This window comes from Polymorphobacter sp. PAMC 29334 (assembly GCF_019431245.1).
Classification (GTDB): Bacteria; Pseudomonadota; Alphaproteobacteria; order Sphingomonadales; family Sphingomonadaceae; genus Polymorphobacter_B; species Polymorphobacter_B megasporae.
This window is the reverse complement of record NZ_CP080243.1, coordinates 3,294,164-3,314,761: the sequence shown is the minus strand read 5'-3', so window position 1 is coordinate 3,314,761 and position 20,598 is coordinate 3,294,164. Positions and strand designations below refer to the sequence as shown.

Below are 20,598 nucleotides of genomic sequence, written 5' to 3'. Positions count from 1 at the left end.
GCGCTATTTCGAGTTACGCTGCGGAACGACGAAGCGGCCGGAGACGCGGCCGCCGGTCGTCGCGGGCTGGCCGGGGGCGGCGGCGGTGCCGGCCCCATCGAGCTTCGAACGCCCGGTCTCGAGGTCGATCGCTAAGCGCTGGCCGTGGAGGACCGACTCGCCGTGGGTCAGCGTCACGCCGCCGACGAGGGTGATGGTCTTTTGCGAGACGTCGTAGATGCCGTAGCGCCCGGTTGCGGTCTCGCTCGGGGTGACGAGCTTGACGTTGTTCTGCGCATCGAGGCGCTCGATCTCGGGGCTGCCACCCTTTTTCGAGCGGCTGTAGAACACTGTCACCGTGTCGGCATTGAGCTTCATGTCGCCCTGGGTGATGCGGACATCGCCGTTGAAGATCGCCTTGCCGTTGGCGTCGAGAACATCGATCGCCTTGGCGTCGACATCGATCGGCGCGTCGGCATTATGGCCCTTGAGCGCGCTTTGCGCCGCGAGCGGGGCCGCGACGAGTGCCAGAATCAACGCGAAACGCTTCATGCGGCTTTCCTGTGGGAAGCGGGGACGATGTGCAAGTGGGTGCCGCCGCCGAGCGTGACACGCTTGCCGCCGATGTCGGCGCGCAGGTTGTTGCCGCGAAAATTGCCGAGCGGGAGGGTGCCGGTGACCGGCAGGTCGCTCGCGACGGTCTGGTCGAGCAGGCTGACACGAACGTCGGCGCCGTTGAGCGTATAGCCTGCTGTGCTGTCCATCCGCACCGGTCCGGCGATGACGAGCAGGTCGTGGTCGATCTCGTAACGTCCCGATGGCGCGGTGACGCGGGCAGGACCGTCGTCGAGGGTGACGTCGGCCGACAGTCGGCTGAGCTCGATCACCGGCACCGCCGACGACCGCTGCACTGCGTTGCCCGCGCGGATTTCGAACGGCTGGTTGTTCGCCGTCAGGCCGCGATACATCGCATTGTCGGTCCGCAACCGCTCCTTCGACATCGCGACCTTGTCCTTGGCCAGCAGGAACGAGAATTCGCGCGCCGAGGTCAGCGGCCAGATGATGATCGTCGCCATCAGGACGAACGCCGCCGCGGGCAGCGCGACCTTGGCGACCGCGACGAAGCGGTCCCAGCCGCCGCCCGGCAGCGCCGCCCGCGCGCGAACTGCGGTCGCGGTCGCTGCGGTCGCGGTCATCGGCGGGTGCCCGTCATAGATGCGCGAAAATGTCCGATTCGGCCCAGCCGGCGAGATCGAGGTCGGCGCGCCAGGGCAGGAAGTCGAAGCACGCCTCGGCGAGCCCGGTGCGCCCCTCGCGCGCCAGCCGTTCGCGAAGCACCTCGACCGCGCGATGAAGGTAACGGACGTCCGATGCGGCATAGTCCTTCTGGGCGTCGTTCAGGACGGGTGCGCCCCAGTCCGATGATTGCTGCGCCTTCGACACGTCGACGCCGATCGTATCGCGCAACAGGTCCTTGAGCCCGTGGCGATCGGTGTAGGTCCGGACCAGCTTCGACGCGATCTTGGTGCAGAACACCGGTCCGGCGCGGACGCCGAGATACGCCTGGATCACCGCGAGATCGAATCGAGCGAAGTGATACAGCTTGAGCCGCGCCGGATCGGCAAGGATGCGCTTCAACACCGGCGCATCGTAATGGCCCGCCGCGAATCGGACGAGATGTTCATCGCCGTGGCCGTCGGCAAGCTGGATCAGGCACAGCCGGTCGCGCGCCGGATGCAGCCCCATCGTCTCGGTGTCGACCGCGATTGGGCCGGGAGCGAAGACGTCTTCGGGCAGGTCGCCCTCGTGCAGATAGATGGTCATCCGCAGCCGCCTAGCAGCGCGCGACGCTCAAGTCACCCGCGGGGATGCTGCTTACGCGGGCAAGCATTACCGCAGCGCAGCGTCAATTGATGATGCGCTGGCCACGATCGCGAGTCTGGCGCTCGAGCCGCCGGCCGTAGCTGCGAAGGACGATTCCCGCGAGCAACGAAGCGCCTCCCGCCACGAGGACGATGAGGTGTTCTATGGCAAAATCTTCGACCGGACCGAGCATGTCGCGACCCTCATTGTGCATCGCAGCATAACATCCATACGCGACGAATGGTATATATTTTCTTATCTTTCAGCTGTCTCCGCCGCAAAACTTCGCACGTGCGGTCGTTAAAGGCGGTTGTCTATAAACCGCTCGCGGCGCGCGCGAATTTCGTATAAGGATTCGCTTGGAGCAGCTTGGCTTGTCCTGCATCCGGGCGTTCGTGCGGCTCCGGGCGTGACCGGTGGGAAGCCCCGAAACGATAGACGACAACGCGAACAATTACGAAAGACTATTCGACGATGAGCTTTGATAAACGCGGGCGTGGCCCCGGCCGTGGTGGCTTCGACAAGCGTGAACGCGGTTTCGACCAGTTTGAAGGCGGCGGCGACCGCTTCGGTGGCGGTGCCGGTGGTGGCGACCGTTTCGGCGGTGGCGGTGGCGGCGGTGATCGCTTCGGCGGCGGCGGCGGCGGTGCCCCGCGCTTCGGCGGTGGTGCCGGCGGCGGCGGCGGCTTCGGTGGACGCCCAGCAGGCGGCGGCTTCGGCGGCCCGCGTCCGGCGCGCGACATGGGCCCCGGGATCAACCTCGGCACGGCCAAGGGTGTCGTAAAATTCTTCAACGGCCAGAAGGGCTTCGGCTTCGTCGTCCGCGATGACGGCGGCGAGGACGTGTTCGTCCACATCTCGGCAGTCGAGCAGGCCGGCCTGACCGGCCTCGCCGACGGCCAGCCGCTCGAATTCACCCTGACCGAGCGTAACGGCCGCGTCTCGGCGACCGATCTCGTCATCGACGGCGAGCCGATGCCGGTGACCGACCGTGCTCCCCCGCGCGAACCCCGCGCTGCGGGCGGCTTCGGTGGTCGCGACGACGGCCCGCGCGGCGGCGGCTATGGCGGCGCGAGCCGCGAGTTCGGCGGCGGATCGGGCGGCGCAGCCCCCGCTCCCGGCGGCCGCGTCGACGGCACGGTGAAGTTCTTCAACGGCACTAAGGGCTTCGGCTTCATCCAGCGCGAAGACGGCGGCCCGGATGCGTTCGTCCACATCTCGGCGGTCGAGCGTGCCGGCATGTCGGGCCTCGACGAGGGCCAGCGCGTGTCGTTCGAGCTCGAACTCGATCGTCGCGGCAAGCAGGCGGCGATCAACCTCACCGCGATCTAAACACTAACCATTTCGTAAGGCGGGGCTGCGGAAACGCGGCCCCGTTTCTGTGTGTGCGGATCACATCGGGCTGCGTCCGAATCGCGGGCCGACGAGACTGTTCTATCGAGTCGCGACGAACGCGCAGGCGGCGAAAATCAGGAAGCCTGCCTCGCGGTTGCTCCGGAACAGGCGAAGCGCGCGCGCCGAGTCGTGGTCGCTCAGCGTCGCGACCTGCCAGCCGAAGTGCGCGGCGGCCGGGAGCAGCGCAAGCAATCCCAGCGGTTCGGGCCGGGTGAGCCACAGCGCCGCTCCACCCAGCGCGATCGTCGCGGCGTAGAAGCCCGCGATTCCCGACCGCGCGCGCTCGCCCAGCGCACGCGCGCTCGACTTGATTCCGGCCAGCGCGTCGTCCTCGATGTCTTGGAGCGCGTAGATCGTGTCGTAGCCGAGCGTCCAGCACAGCCCCGCCGCATAGAGCACGACCATCGCCCACGACGGGTCGGCGACCGCGGTCCAGCCGACGAGGACGCCCCAGTTGAAGGTCAGCCCAAGCCACGCCTGCGGCCACCACGTGATTCGCTTCATGAACGGATAGGCGGCGACGAGGCCGAGCGAGCCGATCGCGACTCCCGCCGCAAGCGGGCGCAACGCCAGCAGCACCGGCAACGCACACAGCGCGAGCACGACGAGCCACACCCACCCGCGCTTGACCGAGATCGCGCCGCTCGCAATCGGCCGCGAGCGGGTCCGCGCCACCGAGCGATCGAGATCGCGGTCGACGATGTCGTTATAGACGCACCCCGCACCGCGCATCGCCACCGCGCCGAACAGGAACAGCGGCAACAGCCACCAGTGGGTGACGAGCCCGCCGCCCGCCGCGAGTCCCCAGCCGCACGGCCAGAACAACAGCCACGACCCGATCGGACGGTCGAAGCGCGCGAGTCGCGCATACGGGCGCGCGGCCGCGGGCAGCGCGTCGACCCACGTCGATGGCGCGCGTTCGGCGTCGGGGGAGGCGGTATCGGCGAGTTTCACGTCGGGGGTGCCCATGCTACGCGCCACCCATGAGCGACCCCGCCGATCTGTCAACCGCGTCCCCGTCGACGACTGGCCCGTCGACGACTGGCCTTTCGACGACTGGCCTGTCGACGACCCCGCGCCTGTTCGTCGACCTCGATCTCGCCGGGGGCTGCACGATCGTCCTGCCGCCGCCGGCCAGTCACTATCTGAGCGGGGTGATGCGCCGCGCCGCGGGCGACAGCATCCGGCTGTTCGACGATCGCTCGGGCGAGTGGCACGGCGTCGTCGTCGAGCCGCACCGCAAGGCGATGACGGTCCGCCTCGTTGAACGCCTGTCGCCGCGCGAGACGGTGCCCGACCTGTGGCTGTGCGCGGCGCCGTTGAAGCGCGGGCGGATCGACTGGGTGGCGGAGAAGGCGTGCGAGCTCGGCGTCGCGCGCTTCGTGCCGGTGCTGACCGCGCGGACGATCGTCGACAAGTTGAACCTCGACCGGCTCCGCGCCCACATGGTCGAGGCGGCGGAGCAATGTGGCCGGACCGCGCTCCCGCTTGTCGTCGAGCCGATGACGCTATCCGCGCTGCTGAGCGGGTGGGAGTCCGACCGCGCGCTGATCTTCGCCGACGAGACCGGCGGTGCCCCGCTCGCCGCGACACTGGCGCAGACCCGCGCGCCTGCCGCGATCCTGATCGGCCCCGAGGGCGGCTTCACCCCCGACGAGCGCGCCGCGATTCGCGCCCTTGCGGCAACCGTCCCGGTCAGCCTCGGCCCGCGCATCCTGCGCGCCGACACCGCCGCCGCGGTCGCGGTCGGGGTGTGGCAGGCGGTGGCAGGGGACGCCTGAAGCCGTTAAGCGGGCATATTAATCGGAGGGTGGGTTGTGGCCAAAGGTCTAATTTATATGGTGGACGCGGGCGGCGCTTTAACCGCGATGGCGCCATCCGCACCACGTAACGAGGACTCGATGCAAGCGCTGGTAGCTCGGCATCCTGAACTGATTAGTGACGAAGACGGAGACTTGCTCTTAGTCCGCCGTGAGCAACCTATCGCTGACAGCATCGACGGCGCGGGTCGGTGGTCGGTCGACCACCTTTTCGTAACACAAACGTCTGTCCCAGTTCTCGTCGAACTAAAGCGTGCCGCCGATCCGCGTCTTCGGCGCGAAGTCGTTGGGCAAATGCTCGACTATGCTGCGAATGCGACGGCCCACTGGCAAGCCGGGCGTATTGCCGACGCATTCGCCAAAACCGCCACGGCGGATGGTCGCGAGCCTGATCTAATGCTTGCTGACTTTCTCGGCGAGGGAATCGATCCTGGTAAATTCTGGTCGCAAGTCGACGACAATTTTCGCAGCGGACGGATCAAAATCGTATTTGTCGCCGACGTCATTCCGAACGAACTCGCGCGCATCGTGGAATTTCTAAATGATCAGATGAGGGCTGACGTACGCGCAGTCGAACTTCGCTGGTTCGAAAGCGCAGCGACGGGTGTAACTGCGCTCAGCCCTCGTATTATCGGTGACACCGAGCGGGGCATTGCGGCGAAGGCAGCGCGAAATGCTCCCCCCGCGATCGAGTGCGATGAGTGGATCGCCATGCGGCTTGCGCCGTTCGGGCAACCAGCCGTCGCAGGCGCCAATCAGTTCGTTGACCTAGTTCGAGTGCTTGGCGGGCGGGCCGAGCCGTCGGTGGCGCAAGCCTCGATTATCGCGAGCTTCGAGGCGCGCGGCAAAACGATCTACCCGATGTTCCTTGTCGGCACTGGCGGCGGCCAGGTCCAGCTGGCGTTGGGCTACCTCAAGAATCGCGAGCCATTCAAGTCGGAGGAGTCGCGCCAGACGCTACTCGACCGTTTAACAGCCATCGTGGGGCCGTTGACGCAGCGTCCGCTGCATGGATTCCCCGCTTTCCCGGTAAGCGCGCTTACCGACGCAGCGATCGTCCGCGACGTAACCGAATTCTTGCGAGAACTCATCGTGCAGAGTCGAGGCTAGGATAATCGCGATGAGTCAACTTGGGCTTCATTCCGCCGCGAGTCGTTCGGCCGCCGCCGCACCGCGCGGACCACGCACCAGCCGCCCCGGCCGCGCGCCGGTCGGGACGCCCTCGCGGAACGTCACCACCCCCGACTTAATCGTCGCGACATACCCTGCGGCGCGCTGGAGCAGCCGCTTGCCGCCGGCGGGCAGGTCGAACGCGATATACGGCTTGGCGAGCTTCAATCGCTTGAAATCGATGAGGTTGAGGTCGGCCATCATCCCCGGCTTGAGCATTCCGCGATCCCCCAGCCCGTACATCGCCGCGGTATCGGCGGTCTGGAGCTTGACCGCCGCCTCGATCCCCAGCCGCGCACCGCGATGCCGGTCGCGGACCCAGTGGGTCAGCATGAAGGTCGGCGACGCAGCGTCGCAGATGACCCCGCAATGCGCGCCGCCGTCGGACAGGCTGACGACCGTCGACGGGTGATTGAGGAGTTCGAGAACGTGGTCGAGATGCCCGTCGGCGTAATTGAGGATCGGCAGATAGATGAACCCGCGCCCGTCGTCGGCCATCATCGTGTCGTACGCGACGTCCTCGGGCGTGCGGCCTTCGCGGGCGGCGATCGCGGCGATGCTGTCGTCGGCGGCGGGTTCGTAGTCGGGCTCCTCGCCGAGCGGGAACTGGATCGTCCAGCCGTGGAGGAGCAGGTCGACGAGAGCGCTGTCGATCTCCGGACGCTCGGCCGGGTCGGCGAGGAGCTGCGCCCGAAACTTCGGGTCGCGCAGCTTCGCGAGTTGTTCATCCCACGGCAGGTCGGCGATCGCCCGCCAGCTCGCGCGGGTGACGAACGGGTGCGCCGTGCCGCGCCAGTTGAGCAGGACGCCGGTGCCGCGTAGCGCGACCTGCGCCGTGACGCGCGCGCCCTCGGCGTTCGCCGCGTCGGTGCGTGCCAGCTGGTCGCGCCAGCCCTCGTCGTCGAGCGGCGACTGGAGCAGCGCGAAGCTGACCGGCATGCCCGTCGCGATCGACACGTCCTTCATCCACGCGAATTCCTCGCCGCACGGATTAAGGTCGGACGCCATTTCGAAGACGCCGTGGCCGGCGCGCGCGATACCTTCGCCGATCCCCAGCAGTTCGGCGCGGTCGGCGTAGGTGCCCGGGACGACGGTGCCGTCGACTGCGCGGTGGAGGACGGTGCGGCTGGTGGTGAAGCCGAGCGCGCCAGCCGTCAGCCCCTCCTCGACGATCTTTGCCATTGCGACGATGTCGGCAGGCGTCGCCGCCTCGTTCGCCGCGCCGCGGTCGCCCATCACATAGGCACGAACCGCGCCGTGCGGCACCTGCGTGGCGATGTCGATCGTTCGCGGCATCGACTCGAGCGCGTCGAGATATTCGGGGAAGCTCTCCCACCCCCACGTCATGCCCTCGGCGAGCGCGGTCCCGGGAATGTCCTCGACGCCCTCCATCAGCCCGATCAGCCAGTCGTGCTTGTCGGGTGCGGCGGGGGCGAAGCCGACCCCGCAATTGCCCATGACGATCGAGGTGACGCCGTGCCACGACGACGGCCCGAGTTCGGGGTCCCACGTCGCCTGGCCGTCGTAATGCGTGTGGATGTCGACGAAGCCGGGGGTCACCAGCAGGTCGGTTGCGTCGATCTCCTCGCGACCCGGGCCGGTGACTTTTCCGACTGCGCTGATTTGCCCGCGGTCAATGGCGATGTCGCCTATAAAGGCCGGATCACCGGTGCCGTCGACGATCGTGCCGCCGCGAATGACCATGTCGTGCATCGTCGCTCTCCCAAGGCTTATTTTCCCGGCAGTATCCGCCCGAACGCGGGTTGAGTCACGATCAATTGCGCGCGCCCTCGCACCCCGCTAAGCGCCGCTCCATGAGCAATCACACCGCCTCCCTCGCCGGCGACGCGCCGATCGAAACCCGCGACCAATTGATCGGGGTCTTCGAAAGCGGCAGCAAGCCCGCCGCCGACTGGCGCATCGGCACCGAGCACGAGAAGTTCGTCTACCGGACCAGCGATCACGCCGCGCCGTCGTACGACGAGCCGAACGGCATCCGCGACCTGCTCAAGGGCATGGAAGCGTACGGCTGGGAGCCGGTGGTCGAGGACCATATCGACGGACCCAACGTCATCGCGCTCAAGGGGCCCGACGGCGCGATCAGCCTCGAACCCGCCGGGCAGTTCGAACTGTCGGGGGCGCCGGTCGACGACATCCACGCGACCTGCGCCGAGTCGAACCGCCATCTGAAGCAATGCCGCGAGATCGGCGAAAAGCTTGGCCTCGGCTTCCTCGGCCTCGGCTTCTGGCCCGACAAGACGCGTGACGAGCTGCCGGTGATGCCGAAGGGGCGTTACGCGATCATGCTCCGCCAGATGCCCAAGGTCGGCGGGCTCGGCCTCGACATGATGAAGCGCACCTGCACGATCCAGACCAACCTCGACTATTCGTCCGAGGCCGACATGGTGAAGAAGTTCCGCGTGTCGATGGCGCTCCAGCCGCTCGCGACCGCGCTGTTCGCCAATTCGCCGTTCACCGAGGGCAAGCCGAACGGCTTTCTCAGCTTTCGCTCGCACATCTGGACCGACACCGATCCGCACCGCACCGGCACGCTGCCGTTCGTCTTCGACGACGGCTTCGGCTTCGAGCGTTACGCCGACTATGCGCTCGATGTGCCGATGTACTTCGTCTACCGCGACGGCGGGTACATCGATGCGGCGGGGCTGAGCTTCCGCGACTTCCTCGATGGCCGCCTGACCCCGTTGTACGGCGAGAAGCCGACCGTCGCCGACTGGAAGGACCATCTCTCCACCGCCTTCCCCGAGGTCCGGCTCAAGGGTTATCTCGAGATGCGCGGTGCCGACGGCGGGCGCTGGGACCGGATCTGCGCGCTGTCGGCGCTGTGGGTCGGGCTGCTGTACGACTCGACCGCACTCGATGCCGCGTGGGACCTGTGCAAGGGCTGGAGTCACGCCGACCATGCCCGGCTGCGCGAGGAGGTTCCGCGGCTCGCGCTCAAGGCGGCAAGCCCGAACGGTGGCACGCTGCAGGACCTGGCGAAGCAGGTGCTCAAGATCGCCGACGCCGGGCTCGCGGCGCGCGCGCGGCTCAACGGGGCAGGGGACAGCGAACAGGGCTTCCTCGCGCCGCTCTTCGAGATCGCCACAAGCGGGCTGACCAACGCCGACCTGATGCTCGCCGCCTACCACGGCCGCTGGGGCGGCGACGTGGCGGCGGTGTATGCCGAGGAGAGCTATTAGGCTATGCTGGCGGCATGAACGAGCATGTCGCCTTGAGGCCAAGCGAAGCCGGGTACGACACCGACTTCTTTGAATGGTCGATGCAGCAAGCGGAGCTTCTTCGCGCCGGTCGGCTCGATCTCGTCGACCGGGAAAACATTGCCGAGGAAATCGAAGGTTTGGGCAACTCCGACAAGCGTCAGGTGGCGACGCGAATGGCGCGAGTGATCGAACATCTGCTCAAGCTGAGATTCTCGACGGCTCAAGACCCTCGTACCGACTGGCGGGTCAGCGCGACCTACCAGCGGCAGGACATCGAGCTAATCTTCGAGGACAGTCCCAGTCTTCGCGCTCGCCGTGATGATTCCCTGCCGCGCGCGTGGAAAATGGGGGTCAACCTCGCGCGGAAGGGTTTGAGCGAGGAAGTTGCAGCATTGGCCCAAATCGACCTTATCGCTGCCGATCCGATCTTCACCGTCGACCAAATTCTGGACGACGAGTTCTTCCCAGGCGACTAACCCCGCCGCGCCGCCGCGTACAACGCAATCGCCGCCGCGTTCGACACGTTCAAACTCTCCATCGCCGCCGTCATCGGCAGGCGCGCGACCTGGTCGCAGTGAAGCGCGGTGTTCGCGCGCATGCCCTCGCCCTCGGCCCCGAAGACCAGCGCCGGGCGCGTTTCGCCGAGTGCCGCTTCGATCGTGACCTCCGCCTTGCCGTCGAGCCCAATCCGCCAGAACCCGGCCTCGCCGATCTCGTCCATCGCGCGCGCCAGATTGACCACGCGCGTCCACGGCACGGTCTCGAGCGCCCCCGACGCCGCCTTGGCCAGCGCCCCCGACTCGGGCGGGGCGTGGCGGTCCTGCGTAACGATCGCCAGCGCGCCGAATGCGGCTGCCGAGCGCAGGATCGCGCCGACATTATGCGGGTCGGTGACCTGGTCGAGGATCACCAGCGGCCGCCGGTTGCCCTCCCCAGCGGCGAAGATGTCGCCGAGCCACGGATTCTCGAGCGGCTCGACCTCGAGGACGAACCCCTGGTGCGGTGCGTCGGCGGGAACCAATCGCCCAAGATCGGAGGCATCGCCGTACTGGACCGCGAGCCCCTTGGGGATGACGATTTCCTTCGCGACGTCGTGGGTGACGTAGAGTTTGCGGAACACCCGCTCGGGGTTGTCGAGCGCGGCGAACACCGCGTGGCGTCCGTACAAACGGGGGTAGCTGCTTTTTTGCCCTGCAGCGTTTCGGGGGTGCGGTCTTCGTCCCATCGCGAGGGACTTAGCCGCGTCCTAGTCGATGCGATAGTGGATCGGCTTGAATGCGTGGTTGTTCGACTGAAGCGCCGAGCACGCGGTCAGCCCGATGATCAGGTCCATGTCGGCCTCGAAGACGGTACTATCGCCCGCCTTGCTCAGTGGCGGCTCGACCGTCAGCGCGCCGGTGGCGGCATCGATCGGCACATTCATGAAGACGTTAAAGGCGGTCGGGATTTCGTCGGGGCCGATGCCGTACGGGGCGAGCGCGGCGGCGAGGTTTCCGAAGCAGCCGCGATGCGGCGCGGTATCGCCGTAGATGATGCGGAAGGTATCGGCCGAGCATGGCGTCAGCAGGAAATCGTGGCGTCCGACCATGTCCTCGACGATCCGCAGCATGATCCGCGAGCGGTTCGAATACAGCGGGTCGCCGGTCGTCAGATAAATCTTGCTCGCATAATCGAGCGTACGCCCCGACGAGATGACCTCGGCGACATCGTCACGGTTGTACGCGAGGAGGTCGGCGACCTGTTCGCCGCGCGGGTCGATTACCGTCAGCCGCTGGCCGCGGTCGAGGGTGAAGGCGACGCCCGACCGCGGCGCAATCTCGTGGACATCGCTCATGCCGCATCCCTTTCGCCGATTGGGCGGCTGTCGAACGGGCACTGCCAGTCGTTGCCGACCTCGCGCCCGCTATACTGACGTGCCTCCGACATCTCGCCGTGGCGCGCGAGCATCGGGTTGAGCGAGCCGGCGACGGCGACATCGCGGTCGAGGATCGCGGTCCGCAGCTTCTCGTAGCGTCCCTCCTCGCGGAGCCGGACGAACTGGTCGTGGAGGTTGAACACCATCGCCGGGCGTTCGAAGCGTCGCGCCGGACGGCTCGCGCCGGGATGGAGCCCGACGACGAAGAACGCCTGCCCGCCGAAGCTCAGCGAGAAATGCGGGTCGTCGGGGTCGCCGCTGACGCTGAGGTCTGGAGCCTGCGCGAACATCGCATCCTTGTCGGTCAGCGACTGCAGCCGCGCCCATAAAGCTGCTTCGAAGCTAGTCTCCGACAGGCCGTCGTCCTGCTCGAAGATGACGATGAGGGTCTGAAACAGGACCGGATCTTCGGCATAGCTTTTGGCGAGGTCGAGGATGCCGGGATAAATCCGGAGGTCGTCCCACGCCGAGCGAATGTCGCGCGCGACGACGATTCGCATCTGGCCGCGGGCGAGCGCCGACTTGGCGCCGACACATGGAAAATCCGCCGCACGGACAAATTCACGGAATCGTTCGGCCAGCGGGTGTTCGTCGTTGGTCGTTGGCGGCAGCATGGGGTCCCTGTTGGTCGTTTCGGGGACTCCATAACCTTACGATGAACCGATTGTTGCATCATGCGGTCACCTGACGCGCCGGCGGCACAGCCTGCCGGCCAAAAGCGATGGAGCGGGTAGCGGGAATCGAACCCGCATCACAAGCTTGGAAGGCTAGTGCTCTACCACTGAGCTATACCCGCGTAGCGCCACCTTAACACGATCGCGACGGCTGGTGGAGAGGGTTGGATTTGAACCAACGTAGGGTTGCCCCGGCAGATTTACAGTCTGCTGCCATTGACCGCTCGGCCACCTCTCCACACGCCGCAGCGACGTGCCCGCGGTCGAAACCGCGGAGCGCGGGGTAGTGGCGAAAGCGGTCGATGCTGTCAACGGCGCGGTTCACGGCAAGTGATCTGACGCACGCCATGAAATAAGCCTGTCCTACACGCCGACACTCTGCCTAGGCTCGGCGGATGAGCTTGACGACTGCCCCTTTCCGCCGCGCCATTCGACTGGTTCGAAGCGGGGAAGGTGCGTTTCATTCTTACGTGGCGTCAGGTTCATCAACTTCGTCAAGCTGGCCTGACACAATTTGCCGGGACGGGCATGTCCGACTCGGCCACGCCAATATCCCCTTGCCGCCGCGTCGCAGCTTCCGTATACGCCCGCCTCTCGGCACTCGCAGGAGTGTAGCTCAGTTGGTAGAGCATCGGTCTCCAAAACCGAGGGCCGGGGGTTCGAGCCCCTCCACTCCTGCCAGCCGGGGCGGTAGTTTCTACCAGTCGCAGGTCCGCAAACGGCGGGTTTGGGCTGGTCGTTTTTGTTTGTCGAAAAGGCGCTGAACGGTTCCGATGGCCAAGACTTCCCCAGCCGAGTTCGTGCGACAGGTGCAGGTCGAGACGGCGAAGATCGCCTGGCCGACGCGGCGCGAGACGATCACGACGACGATCATGGTCCTGATCATGACGACGGTGCTGTCGCTGTTCTTTCTCGGCGTCGACCAGGTCCTCGGGCGCGTCGTCAAGCTCCTCCTGAGCTTCGCCGTCTGATGTCATCGCGCTGGTACATCATTCACGCGTACTCGGGTTTCGAGAACAAGGTCCGCGACGCGATCGTCACCGAGGCAGCCCGCAAGGGCCTCGATGCGTTCATCGAGTCGGTCGAAGTCCCCGTCGAGAAGGTCACCGAGGTCCGCCGCGGTAAGAAGGTGACGTCGGATCGCAAGTTCTTCCCCGGCTATGTGCTGGCGAAGATGGCGATGAACGACGACATCTATCACCTCGTCAAGAATACGCCGAAAGTCACCGGCTTCCTCGGCCAGCAGAACAAGCCGCAGCCGATCACCGAGGCCGAGGCCGCTCGCATCCTGAATACCAAGGCCGAGGAACTCGTCTCGACCGCCAAGCCAAAGCTCAAGGTCAACTACGAGATCGGCGACCAGGTCAAGGTACTCGACGGTCCGTTCGCGTCGTTCAACGGCCTCGTCGAGGAACTCGATTTCGACCACGGCCGGGTCAAGGTTTCGGTGTCGATCTTCGGTCGCGCGACCCCGGTCGAACTCGCCTTCGAGCAGGTCGAGAAGCCCAAGTAATTTAGTCAACGCAGACTGTGGGAGGCGGGGCGACCCGCCGCATGCACCACATTTAGGAGAGTGCCACCGTGGCAAAGAAGATTACCGGTTACATCAAGCTGCAGGTCAAGGCCGGCAGCGCGACCCCGAGCCCGCCGATCGGGCCGGCGCTCGGCCAGCGTGGCGTCAACATCATGGAGTTCTGCAAGGCGTTCAACGCCCGCACCTCCGAGATGGAGAAGGGCACGCCGATCCCGACCGTCATCACCGTGTTCGCCGATCGCAGCTTCACCTTCGCGACCAAGACGCCGCCGGCATCGTTCCTGATCAAGCAGGCCGCCGGTCTCAAGGCTGGCGCGACGACGCCCGGCAAGGGCGCGTCGGCCGGGTCGATCACATCGGCGCAGATCCGTACGATCGCCGAGACGAAGATGGCCGACCTCAATGCCAACTCGATCGAGATGGCGATGAAGACGATCGAGGGCAGCGCGCGCTCGATGGGTCTCGAAGTGGTGGGGGGTTAAGATCATGGCTGCATCGAAGAAGCAGAAGGCGCAGGCCTCGACCATCGACCGCGAGAAGCTGTACGCGCTCGACACCGCGCTCGGCATCGTCAAGGCGAATGCCACCGCAAAGTTCGACGAGACGATCGAGGTCGCGATCGGCCTCAACGTCGATCCGCGCCACGCCGACCAGATGGTCCGCGGCGTCGTGACGTTGCCCAAGGGCACCGGCAAGACCGTCCGCGTTGCGGTATTCGCTCGCGGCGCCAAGGCCGAGGAAGCCACCAAGGCCGGGGCCGACATCGTCGGTGCCGAAGACCTTCTTGAGATCGTGACGTCGGGCAAGATCGACTTCGATCGCTGCATCGCGACGCCCGATATGATGGGTCTGGTCGGACGCCTCGGCAAGGTGCTCGGTCCGAAGGGTCTGATGCCGAACCCGAAGCTCGGCACGGTGACGATGAACGTCGCCGCCGCGGTCGAAGCGGCCAAGGGCGGCCAGGTCGAATATCGCGTCGAGAAGGCCGGGATCATCCACGGCATGCTCGGCAAGGCGAGCTTCCCGGCGGAAGACCTGCGCGCCAACTTCGACGCGCTGATGGATGCGGTCACCCGCGCCAAGCCGTCGGGCGCCAAGGGCAAGTACCTGCAGAAGGTTGCGCTCAGCTCGTCGATGGGTCCCGGGGTCAAGGTCGACACGACGACCGTTCCCGGGCACGGCATCGCTTAACGTTTAGACTGTCATCCCCGCGACAGCGGGGATCCAAGGTCCCAAGGTTCGTAACTTTGGGTCCCCGCTTTCGCGGGGAGGACAGCAAAGAGTTTTGGAGGCGCGTTGCCTCCGATTACCGTCCGAGATTGCAGGTGTCCGCGCCCTTAAAAGCAACGACTTAAGCCCCAAAGGCCTGCATGAGACGGGGATAGTTTTCCGAAAGGCCCGCCGTGCGGTGGCGAGCCTTTAGGGTCTGCCATTCTTGGCGGATGACGACCCCTCGGGCGGGCCAACGGATGGCCCCCGAAAGGCCATCCTTAGGCTCAACCGTGCGTCGGAATGGTCCGGCGCACTATTGGCTAAGGAGAGAGCATGGATCGCGCTCAGAAATCCGAGCAGGTATCCAACCTCGCCAAGACTTTGTCCGAGACTTCGGTTGTCGTCATCGCGCGCAACCATGGTTTGACGGTGGCCCAGGTCACCGACTTGCGGACGAAGATGCGGGCGGCGGGTGCCACCTTCAAGGTAACCAAGAACCGGCTCGCCCGGATCGCGCTGGAGGGTACGCCCTACCAGCCGATCGGGGAGATGCTGACCGGCCCGGTGGGCTTCGCGACGTCGACCGACCCGGTCGCCGCGGCGAAGGTCGCGGTCGACTTCGCCAAGACGAACGACAAGTTCGAACTGGTGGGCGGCGCGATGGGAACCACCGTGCTCAGCGTCGACGGCGTCAAGGCGCTCGCGTCGCTGCCGTCGCTCGACGAGCTGCGGGCACGCATCGTGGGCCTCGTCCAGGCGCCTGCGACCAAGCTCGCGCAGCTGGTCAATGCGCCGGCGGGCAAGCTCGCCCGGGTGTTCGGTGCCTATGCGGCCAAGGACGGCGACCTCGCGGAAGCCGCCTGACCGACCTTCGTTCAACAATCAGACTAGGGGCCACGGCCCCGTACATGGAGAACTACAATGGCTGACCTGCAGAAGATCGTCGACGAACTCAGCACCCTGACCGTGCTCGAAGCCGCCGACCTCGCCAAGATGCTCGAAGAGAAGTGGGGCGTCTCGGCCGCCGCTGCTGTCGCCGCCGGCCCCGCCGCCGCCGGCCCGGCTGCTGCTCCCGTCGAGGAGAAGACCGAGTTCGACGTCATCCTGACCGGCGACGGCGGCAAGAAGATCAACGTCATCAAGGAAGTCCGTGCCCTCACCGGTCTCGGCCTGACCGAAGCGAAGACGCTGGTCGAAAGCGCCCCGAAGGCGATCAAGGAAGGCGTCAACAAGGCTGAAGCCGAGAAGATCAAGGCGCAGATCGAAGCCGCCGGCGGCACCGTCGAGCTTAAGTAAGCTCAGGTCCAACGACGACTGGGAAAGGCGGCTCCGGCAACGGGGCCGCCTTTGCCATGTCGGCGGTAGGGATGGACTGCGGGCGAGATGCCCCCTTCCCAAACGCCGTCCGCTTCCCTATATCGCTCTCTTCACGACATTCAGGCACACCCATTACATGGGCGCGCCGCCTTCCCCGTCCCCGGGTGATCGTCCGCTTTGCTCACGGATTGATCGAGAATGGGGGCAGCGGACAGGACGAACGATGCTGACGGTGCGGTTCCCATCCGGGAATACGCACTTTTTCGCGTTGGGGCCATCCTCGGCGTGCGACAAAAAGGGACGGCACGGCTTTATGGCTACCCAGGCAGTTACCCCCACTGGCACGAGCTTCACGACGCGCAAGCGCGTCCGCAAGACCTTCGGCACGATCCGCGAAGTCGTCCAGATGCCGAACCTGATTGAGGTCCAGCGCGAATCGTACGAGCATTTCCTCCGCTCGCGCCCGGCCGATAATTATGTCTCGGGCCTCGAGAAGACGCTGCGGTCGGTGTTCCCGATCCGCGACTTCGCCGGAACTGCCGAACTCGACTTCGTCCATTACGAGCTCGAAGATCCCAAGTACGACACCGACGAGTGCCGCCAGCGCGGGATGACCTATGCCGCGCCGATGCGCGTCACACTCCGCCTGATCGTGTTCGAGGTCGATGCCGACACCGAGGCGCGGTCGGTTCTGGATATCAAGGAGCAGGACGTCTACATGGGCGACATGCCCCTGATGACGGGCAACGGCACCTTCATCATCAACGGCACCGAGCGCGTCATCGTCAGCCAGATGCACCGTTCGCCGGGCGTGTTCTTCGACCACGACCGCGGCAAGACGCACGCGTCGGGCAAGTTCCTGTTCGCCGCGCGGGTCATCCCGTATCGCGGTTCGTGGCTCGACTTCGAGTTCGACGCCAAGGATATCGTCAACGTCCGCATCGACCGCAAGCGCAAGCTGCCGGTCACGACCCTGCTGTACGCGCTGAACTACAACAGCGAGGAAATCCTCAACGAATTTTACGGTCGTGCGACCTGGGTTCGCGGCGACGGCGGCTGGATCGTGCCGTTCGAGAGCGAGCAGTGGCGCGGGACGAAGCCGAGCTTCGACGTTGTCAACGCCGAGACCGGTGAAGTCGCCTTCCCGCTCGGGACCAAGATCACCCCGCGTCTCGCGCGCAAGGCGCAGACCGACGGCCTCAAGTCGCTGCTGATTCCGACCGAAGAAATCTTCGGGCGGTATTCGGCGTTCGACCTGATCAACGACAAGACCGGCGAGATCTACATTGAGGCGGGTGACGAACTCACCGCCGAGAACCTCGCCAAGATCGACCAGTCGGGGCAGGCGTCGATCGAACTTCTCGACATCGACCACGTCAACGTTGGACCGTGGATCCGCAACACGCTGATGGCCGACAAGGTCGAGGAGCGTGACCATGCGCTCAGCGAGATCTATCGCGTCATGCGCCCCGGCGAGCCGCCGACGCGCGAGACCGCCGAGAGCATGTTCTACGGCCTGTTCTTCGACCCCGACCGCTACGACCTGTCGGCGGTCGGCCGCGTCAAGATGAATATGCGGATGGCGCTCGACGTTCCCGACGACATGACCGTGCTCCGCCGCGAGGATATCCTCGAGGTCGTCCGCACGCTTGTCGGCCTCAAGGACGGCAAGGGCGAGATCGACGACATCGACAACCTCGGCAACCGCCGCGTGCGTTCGGTCGGCGAACTGCTCGAGAACCAGTATCGCGTCGGGCTGCTGCGCATGGAGCGCGCGGTCAAGGAGCGCATGTCGTCGGTCGATATCGACACCGTCATGCCGAACGACCTGATCAACGCCAAGCCGGCGGTCGCCGCGGTGCGCGAGTTCTTCGGCTCGTCGCAGCTGTCGCAGTTCATGGACCAGACCAACCCGCTGTCCGAAGTGACCCACAAGCGTCGCGTGTCGGCGCTCGGGCCGGGTGGTCTGACGCGTGAGCGCGCGGGCTTCGAAGTCCGCGACGTCCACCCGACGCACTATGGACGCATCTGCCCGATCGAAACCCCGGAAGGGCCGAACATCGGACTGATCAACAGCCTCGCGACGTTCAGCCGGGTCAACAAGTACGGCTTCATCGAGACGCCGTACCGCAAGGTTGTCGACCACAAGCTGACCGACGACGTCGTCTATCTGTCGGCGATGGAGGAGGCCAAGCACACGATCGCGCAAGCCAACGCCGCGACCGACAAGGACGGCAGCTTCACCGAGGAACTGATCTCGTCGCGCGAAGCGGGCGAGTTCCTGATGGCGCCGCGCAACCAGATCACGCTGATGGACGTGTCGCCGAAGCAGCTGGTTTCGGTCGCCGCGTCGCTGATCCCGTTCCTCGAGAACGACGACGCCAACCGCGCGTTGATGGGCTCGAACATGCAGCGTCAGGCGGTCCCCCTCGTCAAGGCCGAGGCACCGTTCGTCGGTACCGGCATGGAGGGCACCGTTGCGCGTGACTCGGGCGCCGCGATCGGCGCGCGCCGGACGGGTATCGTCGACCAGGTCGATGCGATGCGTATCGTCATCCGCGCGACCGAAGACGTCCAGGCGGGCAAGTCGGGCGTCGACATCTACACGCTGATGAAGTTCCAGCGGTCGAACCAGAACACCTGCATCAACCAGCGTCCGCTGGTGAAGGTCGGCGACATCGTCACCAAGGGCGATATCATCGCCGATGGTCCGTCGACCGAGTTGGGTGAACTCGCGCTCGGCCGGAACGCGCTCGTCGCGTTCATGCCGTGGAACGGGTACAACTATGAAGACTCGATCCTGATCAACGAGAAGATCGTCAAGGAAGACGTCTTCACCTCGATCCACATCGAGGAATTCGAGGTCATGGCCCGCGATACGAAGCTCGGGCCGGAGGACATCACCCGCGATATCCCGAACGTCGGTGAGGAAGCGCTGCGCAACCTCGACGAGGCCGGCATCGTCTACATCGGTGCCGAGGTCGAGCCGGGCGACATCCTGTGCGGCAAGATCACGCCGAAGGGCGAATCGCCGATGACCCCGGAGGAAAAGCTTCTCCGCGCGATCTTCGGTGAGAAGGCGAGCGACGTTCGCGACACCTCGCTCAAGCTGCCCCCGGGCGTTGCCGGGACGGTCGTCGAGGTCCGGGTGTTCAACCGCCACGGCATCGACAAGGACGAGCGCGCGATGCAGATCGAGCGCGAGGAAATCGAACGCCTCGACAAGGACGCCGCCGACGAACGCGGCATCCTCGATCGCTCGACCTACGCGCGTCTGAAGGCGAGCCTGCTCGACCAGACCAGCGCGGCGACGCCGAGGGGCCTGAAGAAGGGCGCGGTGATCGACGAGGAGCTGCTGGCCAGCCAGCCGCGCCGCGAGTGGTGGAAGTTCGGCGTCACCGACGACGCCGTCCAGTCCGATCTCGAGGCGTTGAAGGCGCAGTGGGAGGAGGCGACGAAGTCGATCGAGGCGCGCCTCGACGACAAGCGCACCAAGCTCCAGGCGGGTGACGAACTGCCGCCGGGCGTGCTCAAGATGGTCAAGGTGTTCGTCGCGGTGAAGCGCAAGCTCCAGCCGGGCGACAAGATGGCCGGACGCCACGGGAACAAGGGCGTCATCAGCCGCATCCTGCCGCAGGAGGACATGCCGTTCCTCGCCGACGGGACGCCGGTCGATATCGTGCTCAATCCGCTCGGCGTGCCGTCGCGGATGAACGTCGGGCAGATCTTCGAGACGCATCTCGGCTGGGCCGCGCGCGGTCTCGGCAAGCAGATCGGTGCGATGCTCGAGGACATCTATGCCAAGGGTCAGGGTCTGGCGACGGCGGACACGAGCGAGCTTCGCGGCAAGCTTAAGTCGATCTACGGACCGCAGTACGACAGCGATATCGCCGACCTCAACGGCGAGCAGCTCGGCGAACTCGCGCAGAACCTGTCGCTCGGCGTGCCGATGGCGACCCCGGTGTTCGACGGCGCGCGTGAGGCCGACGTGTCGGGGATGCTCGAATTGGCCGGGCTCGATGCCTCGGGTCAGGTCGAGTTGTTCGACGGGCGTTCGGGTGACATGTTCGACCGTAAGGTGACGGTCGGCTACATCTACATGCTCAAGCTGCACCACTTGGTCGACGACAAGATCCACGCGCGTTCGATCGGGCCGTACTCGCTCGTCACCCAGCAGCCGCTCGGTGGTAAGGCGCAGTTCGGCGGGCAGCGGTTCGGTGAGATGGAGGTGTGGGCCTTGCAGGCTTACGGCGCCGCCTACACCTTGCAGGAGATGCTTACGGTCAAGTCCGACGACGTCATCGGGCGGACCAAGGTCTACGAAGCGATCGTCAAGGGCGACGACACCTTCGAGGCCGGCATCCCCGAGAGCTTCAATGTGCTCGTCAAGGAAATGCGCTCGCTGGGCTTGAACGTCGAGCTGCAGAACCACGAGAAGGTCGAATAGGACGGAGGTCCCTCTCCCCTTGAGGGAGAGGGACAGGTCGCCACTTGGCGA

The 20,598-nt window shown here is 65.8% G+C and carries 21 protein-coding genes and 3 tRNA genes; 14 read left to right on the top strand and 10 right to left on the bottom strand.

The window, feature by feature from the left end:
- Window positions 1-3: 3 nt before the first annotated feature.
- The 3 genes from KZX46_RS19365 to KZX46_RS19355 are packed head-to-tail and all read right to left on the bottom strand — an operon-like array spanning window position 4 to window position 1,803.
- Entirely contained in the window at window positions 4-531 is a 528-nt protein-coding gene (locus KZX46_RS19365) for an LptA/OstA family protein (protein WP_216708602.1), read from the bottom strand.
- On the bottom strand, window positions 528-1,175 hold the full coding sequence (locus KZX46_RS19360) for an LPS export ABC transporter periplasmic protein LptC (RefSeq protein WP_219775321.1): 648 nt from the start codon (window positions 1,173-1,175) through the stop codon (window positions 528-530). Before KZX46_RS19360 ends, KZX46_RS19365 begins: the two co-directional genes overlap by 4 nt.
- A 13-nt stretch (window positions 1,176-1,188) precedes the next feature.
- Entirely contained in the window at window positions 1,189-1,803 is a 615-nt protein-coding gene (locus tag KZX46_RS19355) for a ribonuclease D (RefSeq protein WP_216708604.1), read from the bottom strand.
- Here KZX46_RS19355 and KZX46_RS19350 point away from each other — a divergent pair.
- Window positions 1,796-2,146, top strand: coding sequence for a hypothetical protein (locus KZX46_RS19350; protein WP_219775320.1), 351 nt, complete (start codon window positions 1,796-1,798; stop codon window positions 2,144-2,146). The two genes, KZX46_RS19355 and KZX46_RS19350, sit on opposite strands and share 8 nt — an antisense overlap.
- A gap of 170 nt (window positions 2,147-2,316) precedes the next feature.
- Window positions 2,317-3,174, top strand: coding sequence for a cold-shock protein (locus KZX46_RS23335; protein WP_219775319.1), 858 nt, complete (start codon window positions 2,317-2,319; stop codon window positions 3,172-3,174).
- A gap of 102 nt (window positions 3,175-3,276) precedes the next feature.
- Here KZX46_RS23335 and ubiA read toward each other — a convergent pair whose 3' ends face one another.
- On the bottom strand, window positions 3,277-4,206 hold the full coding sequence (ubiA, locus tag KZX46_RS19340) for a 4-hydroxybenzoate octaprenyltransferase (protein ID WP_219775318.1): 930 nt from the start codon (window positions 4,204-4,206) through the stop codon (window positions 3,277-3,279).
- A gap of 14 nt (window positions 4,207-4,220) precedes the next feature.
- On the opposite strand from ubiA, the gene KZX46_RS19335 reads away from it, so the two are divergent.
- Both KZX46_RS19335 and KZX46_RS19330 read left to right on the top strand, forming a co-directional pair.
- A complete protein-coding gene (locus KZX46_RS19335) occupies window positions 4,221-5,018 on the top strand; it encodes a 16S rRNA (uracil(1498)-N(3))-methyltransferase (RefSeq protein ID WP_216708608.1) in 798 nt (265 codons plus the stop codon).
- 36 nt (window positions 5,019-5,054) lie between these two features.
- On the top strand, window positions 5,055-6,167 hold the full coding sequence (locus KZX46_RS19330; RefSeq protein WP_216708609.1) for a hypothetical protein: 1,113 nt from the start codon (window positions 5,055-5,057) through the stop codon (window positions 6,165-6,167).
- A 27-nt stretch (window positions 6,168-6,194) separates the two neighbouring features.
- Here KZX46_RS19330 and KZX46_RS19325 read toward each other — a convergent pair whose 3' ends face one another.
- Window positions 6,195-7,940: an amidohydrolase family protein gene (locus tag KZX46_RS19325; protein WP_219775317.1), complete on the bottom strand. Its 1,746-nt coding sequence runs from the start codon at window positions 7,938-7,940 to the stop codon at window positions 6,195-6,197.
- Between the two features lie 101 nt (window positions 7,941-8,041).
- Here KZX46_RS19325 and KZX46_RS19320 point away from each other — a divergent pair, with 101 nt between their 5' ends.
- Both KZX46_RS19320 and KZX46_RS19315 read left to right on the top strand, forming a co-directional pair.
- Window positions 8,042-9,427 carry a glutamate--cysteine ligase gene (locus tag KZX46_RS19320; protein WP_219775316.1) on the top strand — a complete coding sequence of 462 codons (1,386 nt, stop codon included), beginning with the start codon at window positions 8,042-8,044 and terminating at the stop codon, window positions 9,425-9,427.
- Window positions 9,428-9,441: 14 nt separating this feature from the next.
- Window positions 9,442-9,924: a DUF29 domain-containing protein gene (locus tag KZX46_RS19315; RefSeq protein ID WP_219775315.1), complete on the top strand. Its 483-nt coding sequence runs from the start codon at window positions 9,442-9,444 to the stop codon at window positions 9,922-9,924.
- On the opposite strand, the gene rlmB is transcribed toward KZX46_RS19315, so the two are convergent.
- From rlmB to KZX46_RS19290, 5 genes are all read right to left on the bottom strand, one after another.
- Entirely contained in the window at window positions 9,921-10,673 is a 753-nt protein-coding gene (gene rlmB / locus KZX46_RS19310) for a 23S rRNA (guanosine(2251)-2'-O)-methyltransferase RlmB (RefSeq protein ID WP_219775314.1), read from the bottom strand. The two genes, KZX46_RS19315 and rlmB, sit on opposite strands and share 4 nt — an antisense overlap.
- A gap of 21 nt (window positions 10,674-10,694) precedes the next feature.
- Entirely contained in the window at window positions 10,695-11,282 is a 588-nt protein-coding gene (locus tag KZX46_RS19305; protein WP_219775313.1) for a DUF1989 domain-containing protein, read from the bottom strand.
- On the bottom strand, window positions 11,279-11,977 hold the full coding sequence (gntA, locus tag KZX46_RS19300) for a guanitoxin biosynthesis heme-dependent pre-guanitoxin N-hydroxylase GntA (RefSeq protein ID WP_219775312.1): 699 nt from the start codon (window positions 11,975-11,977) through the stop codon (window positions 11,279-11,281). Before gntA ends, KZX46_RS19305 begins: the two co-directional genes overlap by 4 nt.
- Window positions 11,978-12,085: 108 nt before the next feature.
- Window positions 12,086-12,159, bottom strand: a tRNA-Gly gene (locus tag KZX46_RS19295).
- Between the two features lie 30 nt (window positions 12,160-12,189).
- Window positions 12,190-12,275, bottom strand: a tRNA-Tyr gene (locus KZX46_RS19290).
- A 367-nt stretch (window positions 12,276-12,642) separates the two neighbouring features.
- On the opposite strand from KZX46_RS19290, the gene KZX46_RS19285 reads away from it, so the two are divergent.
- The 8 genes from KZX46_RS19285 to rpoB all read left to right on the top strand — a co-directional run bounded on the left by KZX46_RS19285 (window position 12,643) and on the right by rpoB (window position 20,547).
- A tRNA-Trp gene (locus tag KZX46_RS19285) sits at window positions 12,643-12,718 on the top strand.
- 92 nt (window positions 12,719-12,810) lie between these two features.
- Window positions 12,811-13,008 carry a preprotein translocase subunit SecE gene (secE, locus tag KZX46_RS19280; RefSeq protein ID WP_216708616.1) on the top strand — a complete coding sequence of 66 codons (198 nt, stop codon included), beginning with the start codon at window positions 12,811-12,813 and terminating at the stop codon, window positions 13,006-13,008.
- Window positions 13,008-13,550, top strand: a complete 543-nt coding sequence (nusG, locus tag KZX46_RS19275; protein ID WP_216708617.1) for a transcription termination/antitermination protein NusG — start codon at window positions 13,008-13,010, stop codon at window positions 13,548-13,550. The genes secE and nusG overlap by 1 nt, the downstream gene beginning before the upstream one ends.
- A gap of 68 nt (window positions 13,551-13,618) precedes the next feature.
- The gene (gene rplK, locus KZX46_RS19270; RefSeq protein WP_216708618.1) at window positions 13,619-14,053 is read left to right on the top strand and encodes a 50S ribosomal protein L11; all 435 of its coding nucleotides are present in this window, start codon (window positions 13,619-13,621) and stop codon (window positions 14,051-14,053) included.
- Between the two features lie 4 nt (window positions 14,054-14,057).
- Window positions 14,058-14,762, top strand: coding sequence for a 50S ribosomal protein L1 (gene rplA, locus KZX46_RS19265; RefSeq protein WP_370647492.1), 705 nt, complete (start codon window positions 14,058-14,060; stop codon window positions 14,760-14,762).
- A 354-nt stretch (window positions 14,763-15,116) separates the two neighbouring features.
- Window positions 15,117-15,647 carry a 50S ribosomal protein L10 gene (rplJ, locus tag KZX46_RS19260; protein WP_216708619.1) on the top strand — a complete coding sequence of 177 codons (531 nt, stop codon included), beginning with the start codon at window positions 15,117-15,119 and terminating at the stop codon, window positions 15,645-15,647.
- 57 nt (window positions 15,648-15,704) lie between these two features.
- Entirely contained in the window at window positions 15,705-16,079 is a 375-nt protein-coding gene (gene rplL / locus KZX46_RS19255; RefSeq protein ID WP_216708620.1) for a 50S ribosomal protein L7/L12, read from the top strand.
- 334 nt (window positions 16,080-16,413) lie between these two features.
- A complete protein-coding gene (gene rpoB / locus KZX46_RS19250) occupies window positions 16,414-20,547 on the top strand; it encodes a DNA-directed RNA polymerase subunit beta (RefSeq protein WP_219775311.1) in 4,134 nt (1,377 codons plus the stop codon).
- Window positions 20,548-20,598 lie beyond the last annotated feature (51 nt).

Coding starts and splice junctions, on each gene's coding strand:
- KZX46_RS19365 (WP_216708602.1), bottom strand. CDS start 531: ATGAAGCGTTTCGCGTTGATTCTGGCACTCGTCGCGGCCCCGCTCGCG.
- KZX46_RS19360 (WP_219775321.1), bottom strand. CDS start 1,175: ATGACCGCGACCGCAGCGACCGCGACCGCAGTTCGCGCGCGGGCGGCG.
- KZX46_RS19350 (WP_219775320.1), top strand. CDS start 1,796: ATGGTCATCCGCAGCCGCCTAGCAGCGCGCGACGCTCAAGTCACCCGC.
- KZX46_RS19355 (WP_216708604.1), bottom strand. CDS start 1,803: ATGACCATCTATCTGCACGAGGGCGACCTGCCCGAAGACGTCTTCGCT.
- KZX46_RS23335 (WP_219775319.1), top strand. CDS start 2,317: ATGAGCTTTGATAAACGCGGGCGTGGCCCCGGCCGTGGTGGCTTCGAC.
- ubiA (WP_219775318.1), bottom strand. CDS start 4,206: ATGGGCACCCCCGACGTGAAACTCGCCGATACCGCCTCCCCCGACGCC.
- KZX46_RS19335 (WP_216708608.1), top strand. CDS start 4,221: ATGAGCGACCCCGCCGATCTGTCAACCGCGTCCCCGTCGACGACTGGC.
- KZX46_RS19325 (WP_219775317.1), bottom strand. CDS start 7,940: ATGCACGACATGGTCATTCGCGGCGGCACGATCGTCGACGGCACCGGT.
- KZX46_RS19320 (WP_219775316.1), top strand. CDS start 8,042: ATGAGCAATCACACCGCCTCCCTCGCCGGCGACGCGCCGATCGAAACC.
- KZX46_RS19315 (WP_219775315.1), top strand. CDS start 9,442: ATGAACGAGCATGTCGCCTTGAGGCCAAGCGAAGCCGGGTACGACACC.
- rlmB (WP_219775314.1), bottom strand. CDS start 10,673: ATGGGACGAAGACCGCACCCCCGAAACGCTGCAGGGCAAAAAAGCAGC.
- KZX46_RS19305 (WP_219775313.1), bottom strand. CDS start 11,282: ATGAGCGATGTCCACGAGATTGCGCCGCGGTCGGGCGTCGCCTTCACC.
- gntA (WP_219775312.1), bottom strand. CDS start 11,977: ATGCTGCCGCCAACGACCAACGACGAACACCCGCTGGCCGAACGATTC.
- secE (WP_216708616.1), top strand. CDS start 12,811: ATGGCCAAGACTTCCCCAGCCGAGTTCGTGCGACAGGTGCAGGTCGAG.
- nusG (WP_216708617.1), top strand. CDS start 13,008: ATGTCATCGCGCTGGTACATCATTCACGCGTACTCGGGTTTCGAGAAC.
- rplA (WP_370647492.1), top strand. CDS start 14,058: ATGGCTGCATCGAAGAAGCAGAAGGCGCAGGCCTCGACCATCGACCGC.
- rplJ (WP_216708619.1), top strand. CDS start 15,117: ATGGATCGCGCTCAGAAATCCGAGCAGGTATCCAACCTCGCCAAGACT.
- rplL (WP_216708620.1), top strand. CDS start 15,705: ATGGCTGACCTGCAGAAGATCGTCGACGAACTCAGCACCCTGACCGTG.
- rpoB (WP_219775311.1), top strand. CDS start 16,414: ATGGCTACCCAGGCAGTTACCCCCACTGGCACGAGCTTCACGACGCGC.